This is a genomic window from Hydrogenophaga sp., assembly GCF_030373225.1.
In the GTDB taxonomy this organism is placed as follows: Bacteria; Pseudomonadota; Gammaproteobacteria; order Burkholderiales; family Burkholderiaceae_C; genus Hydrogenophaga.
Genome location: NZ_JAUCZG010000052.1, coordinates 1 through 4,753, shown reverse-complemented (window position 1 = coordinate 4,753; position 4,753 = coordinate 1). Strand labels below are relative to the sequence as shown.

4 protein-coding genes are annotated in these 4,753 nt (G+C 66.3%); all 4 read left to right on the top strand.

What is annotated here, in order from left to right; translation table 11 throughout:
• Positions 1-243: 243 nt before the first annotated feature.
• Entirely contained in the window at positions 244-1,389 is a 1,146-nt protein-coding gene (locus QUV35_RS18860; RefSeq protein WP_300877389.1) for a BMP family ABC transporter substrate-binding protein, read from the top strand.
• 67 nt (positions 1,390-1,456) lie between these two features.
• Positions 1,457-2,470 (top strand): aromatic ring-hydroxylating dioxygenase subunit alpha, encoded by a 1,014-nt coding sequence (locus QUV35_RS18855; protein ID WP_300877388.1) that lies wholly within the window; start codon positions 1,457-1,459, stop codon positions 2,468-2,470.
• 10 nt (positions 2,471-2,480) lie between these two features.
• Positions 2,481-3,491: an adenosine deaminase gene (locus QUV35_RS18850; RefSeq protein ID WP_300877387.1), complete on the top strand. Its 1,011-nt coding sequence runs from the start codon at positions 2,481-2,483 to the stop codon at positions 3,489-3,491.
• A gap of 72 nt (positions 3,492-3,563) precedes the next feature.
• On the top strand, positions 3,564-4,658 hold the full coding sequence (locus QUV35_RS18845; RefSeq protein WP_300877386.1) for a BMP family ABC transporter substrate-binding protein: 1,095 nt from the start codon (positions 3,564-3,566) through the stop codon (positions 4,656-4,658).
• The last annotated feature ends 95 nt before the right edge of the window (positions 4,659-4,753 follow it).

Below are 4,753 nucleotides of genomic sequence, written 5' to 3'. Positions count from 1 at the left end.
TGCCCCCCGAGGGGGCTGGGCCTGCCTTGGGGCGGCCCGGCGGCTGGCCCGGTGGTGCCCCCACGCTGCCCCGCTGCGCGAGGTCCGCTGCCCCCCGAAGGGGCTGTTTCGCCTTGGGGCGGCCCGGCGGCGAAACTTGTTGCTGCGCTCCACTGATGCAAGGGCTTTTCTGGCTCGTGTTTCATTAAGATGCATTGTTTCCGACATATTTGCCCGTCCATTTTTTCAACCCGAGGTTCACCCATGACAGACCTGAGAAAACGTTCCCTGATCAAGGTTGCAGCGCTGAGTGCGCTGACCAGCGCCGTGCTGATCGGCTGCGGCAAGAAGGAAGAAGCCGTTCCCGCGCCGGCACCAGCCCCTGCCGTGGTGGAGGCGCCCAAGCCCGAGCCGCTGAAGATCGCGTTTGCCTACGTCGGCCCGGTGGGTGACGGCGGCTGGACGTTTGCGCACGACAACGGCCGCAAGGCGATCGAAGCCGAATTCGGCGACAAGATCGTGACCAGCTTCGTGGAGAACGTGCCCGAGAGCGCCGACGCCGAGCGCGTGATCCGCGATCTGGCCGGCCAGGGCAACAAGCTGATCTTCGGTACCACTTTCGGGTACATGGAGCCCATGCTCAAGGTCGCTCCCGACTTCAAGGACGTGAAGTTCGAGCACGCCACCGGCTACAAGACCGCCGAGAACATGCGCACCTACGACAGCCGCACCTACGAAGGCGCGTACATGGCGGGCGTGATCGCCGGCAGCATGACCAAAAGCAACAAGCTCGGTGTCGTGGCGTCGATCCCGATTCCTGAAGTGATCCGCAACATCAACAGCTTCACCATGGGTGCGCAGTCGGTCAACCCCAAGGTCACCACCAGCGTGGTCTGGGTCAACGGCTGGTTCGATCCACCGAAAGAAACCGAAGCCGCGACCTCGCTGATCAACGGCGGCGCCGACGTGCTGTTCCAGAACACCGATTCGTCGGCCGTGCTGCAGACCGCCGAAAAGCTGGGCAAGCGCGCCTTTGGCTGGGACTCCGACATGACCGCCTACGGCCCCAAGGCCCACCTGGGTTCGGCCATCATCAACTGGGCGCCTTACTACATCAAGGCCACCAAGGATGCGCTGGAAGGCACCTGGACCACCGGCGGCGTGTGGTGGGGCGTGAAAGAAGGCGCCATCGACATGGTGTCGGTCGCCGAAGACGTGCCTGCTGACACCAAGGCCAAGGTCGACATGATCCGTGCCGGCTTGAAGGACGGCAGCTTCTCGATCTGGAAAGGTCCGATCGTGGGCCAGGACGGCAAGGAAGTGCTGGCCAAGGACGTGGTCGCCGACGATGCGTTCCTGGGTGGCGTGAAGTTCTACGTCAAGGGCGTTGAAGGCAAAGTCCCCAACTGATTCCGTCCGACGCACATTGACAAGGAAAGCCGCCTCCGGGCGGCTTTCCTGTTTGAATGGGACCTCCATGATCGAACAGCAACTCTGGCACCCGGTGATCGCATCGCATGAGGTGCGCGAGGCGCCTGTGGCCTGCGCGCTGCTCGGGCAGTCGCTCGTTCTCTGGCGCGAGTCGGCTCACGACGGTGACCGTGTGCACGCCTGGGCCGACCAGTGCCCGCACCGGGGTGCGCAGCTCTCGCTGGGCCGTGTGCTGATCGGTGTGCATGGTGCGCGGCTCGAGTGCCCTTACCACGGCTGGCAGTTCGGCCACGCCGGCCAGTGCCACCACATTCCTGCCGCGCCCGACTTCACGCCGCCCGCCACCCATGCGGCGACCGTGTTCGAGGCGCGCGAGCGCCACGGTCTGGTGTGGGTGCGGCTGCAGGCTCCCCGCAGCACCCTGGGCGCGCTGGATGCCGTTCCCGCTTTTGCAGTCGCAGAAGACACTGCCTGGCGACGTGTCGTGTGCGGCCCCTATGCGCTCGACACCAGCGCGCCGCGTCTGGTGGAAAACTTTCTCGATCTCAGCCACTTCGGCTTCGTGCACGAGGGCTGGCTGGGCGAACGCTGCCACGCACAGGTGGACACCGGACAGGTGGAAGAGGGCGACGACGGGCTGGCTGTGGTCAACGCCCGGGCCTGGCAGCCCCGCGCTTACGCGGGCGCCGACGAGGGCGCGTGGATCCGTTACCGCTACGACGTGCCGCACCCTTTCTCCGCTGTCCTGCGCAAGGACGCCACCGCTGGCGACCCGGTGAGCAACGCCATCGCGCTCTTCATTCGCCCTGATGGCGACACCGCGTGCACGGCCTGGTTCGTGATGGCGACACAGGGCGACACGTCAACCGATCTGGAACTGGTCGACTTTCAAGACACGGTGTTCGCGCAGGACCGCCCCGTGGTCGAATCGCAGAGACCGCGCACCCTGCCCATCGGGCGCCTGGCGCCCGTCACCGAAGTGCATGGACCCGCGGACCGGGTTTCCAGCGCATACCGCCGATATCTGAAGCGCCTCGATATCTCCATCGGCACCTGTTGAGAACCAAGACATGACCCTGACCGCCGCCGAACTCGCCGCCGCCATCCCGAAGGCCGAACTGCACATCCACATCGAAGGCTCGCTGGAGCCCGAGCTGATCTTTGCACTCGCACAGCGCAATGGCCTGAGCCTGCCGCATGCCAGCGTCGAGGCCTTGCGCGAGGCCTATGCCTTCACCAACCTGCAGAGCTTTCTGGACATCTATTACGCGGGCGCCAGCGTGCTGCTGCAGGAGGCCGATTTTCACGACATGGCCTGGGCCTACTTTCTGCACGCCAAGGCCGACAACGTGGTGCACGCTGAACTCTTCTTCGACCCGCAGACCCACACCGCGCGCGGCGTGCCCATGGCCACGGTGATCCGTGGGCTGGCGAGCGCCTGCGCACGCGCGCAGGCCGAGCTGGGCATCAGCGCCGGGCTCATCCTGTGTTTCCTGCGCCACCTGAGCGAAGAAGACGCCCTGGCCACGCTGGAAGCCGCCTTGCCGTACCGCGAACACTTCATCGGCGTGGGTCTGGATTCGAGCGAGGTGGGCCATCCGCCGAGCAAGTTTTCCCGCGTGTTCGCACGCAGCCGCGCACTCGGACTGCGCATCGTGGCGCATGCGGGCGAAGAGGGGCCGCCGGCCTACATCTGGGAGGCGCTGAACGATCTGCAGACCGAGCGCATCGACCATGGCGTGCGCTCGCTCGAAGACCCGGCGCTGGTGGCCGAGCTGGCCCGCCGGCGCACGCCTCTCACCGTGTGCCCGCTGTCCAACCTCAAGCTGTGCGTGGTCAACGATCTGCGCGATCACCCCATGAAGCGCCTGCTCGACGCGGGCCTGTGCGCCACCGTCAACTCGGACGACCCGGCCTATTTCGGTGGCTACATGAACGCCAACTTCGTGCAGACGGTGCAGGCGCTCGACCTCTCGCCCGACGACGTGATCACACTGGCGCGCAACAGCTTCGAAGCCAGCTTCGTGAGCGACGCGCGCCGCGCGGAGCTGATGGGCTTGCTGGACGCGGCGATCGCCTAAAATCCAGCTCCTGCGAGCCCGGTGCTTCCCCGGCTCGCTTTTTCATTCACGGAAGCCATGTAGAGGACCACCATGTACAAAAACCTCGTGGCCCGGTGCGCCTGCGCACTGGCGGCCGCCAGTTTTTCCATTCCCTTCCACACCCACGCACAAGCCCCGGCGCCCGCGCCGCTGAAGGCTGCGTTCGTCTATGTGGCACCGCTCACGCCGGCGGGCTGGGTGCGCCAGCACGAGCAGGGGCGCCTGGCGGTGCAGGCCGCGCTGGGCAACCGGGTGCAGACCCACTTTGTCGAGAACGTGGCCGAAGGGGCGGACGCCGAGCGGGTGATCCGCGACCTGGCGGTGCAGGGCCACCGCATCATCTTCACGCCGAGTTTTGGCTACATGGAGCCCACGCTGAAAGTGGCGCGCGAGTTTCCCGACGTGAAGTTCGAGTCCATCACCGGCTACAAGACCGCGCCCAACGTGGCCACGGCGAACGCCCGTTACTACGAAGGCCGTTACCTCGCCGGCGTGGCCGCCGGGCGTCTGGCCACGCAGGCCGGTTACGTGGCGGGCTTCCCCATTCCCGAGGTGATCCAGGGCATCAACGCGTTCACGCTGGGCATGCGTTCGGTCAACCCCGGGGCCACCGTGCGTGTGGTGTTCCTGGGCGAGTGGTTCAACCCGCCGCGCGAGCGCGATGCGGCCATGTCGCTCATGAACCAGGGTGCCGAGGTGCTGGCCTTTCACACCGGTTCCACCGCCGTGATGAGTGCGGCGCAGGAGCGCGGCAGGCTCGCCGTGGCCTACCACTCCGACATGCGCCAGTTCGCGCCCGATGCCCAGATCGTCGCCGTGACCCACCTCTGGGGCGACTACTACACGCGCCGCGTGCAGGCCGTGCTCGATGGCCAATGGCAAACGGGCAGCGTGTGGGGCGGCGTGAAGGACGGCATGGTGCGCGTTGACGGTTTTGGCCCCAAGGTGCCGGTTGCCGTGCGCAACGAGGTGCTGGCGCGCCAGGCCGACATGGCCGCAGGCCGGCTGCAGGTGTTTGCCAGCGTGGCCGGTGTGCGCGACAACGAAGGCCGCACGGCCATTGCGGCCGGACAATCGCTCAGCGACGCCGACATCCTGAACATGAAGTGGCTGGCAGAAGGCGTGCTGGCCAAACTCGACCGATAGGCGCCATGTCCCTACTGGTATGTCGCACGCTGTGCCTGCCCCTAAGGATGCGGTGAATAAGTGGGGTCAAACCGCGCGCGGCTCGCGCAAAAGCT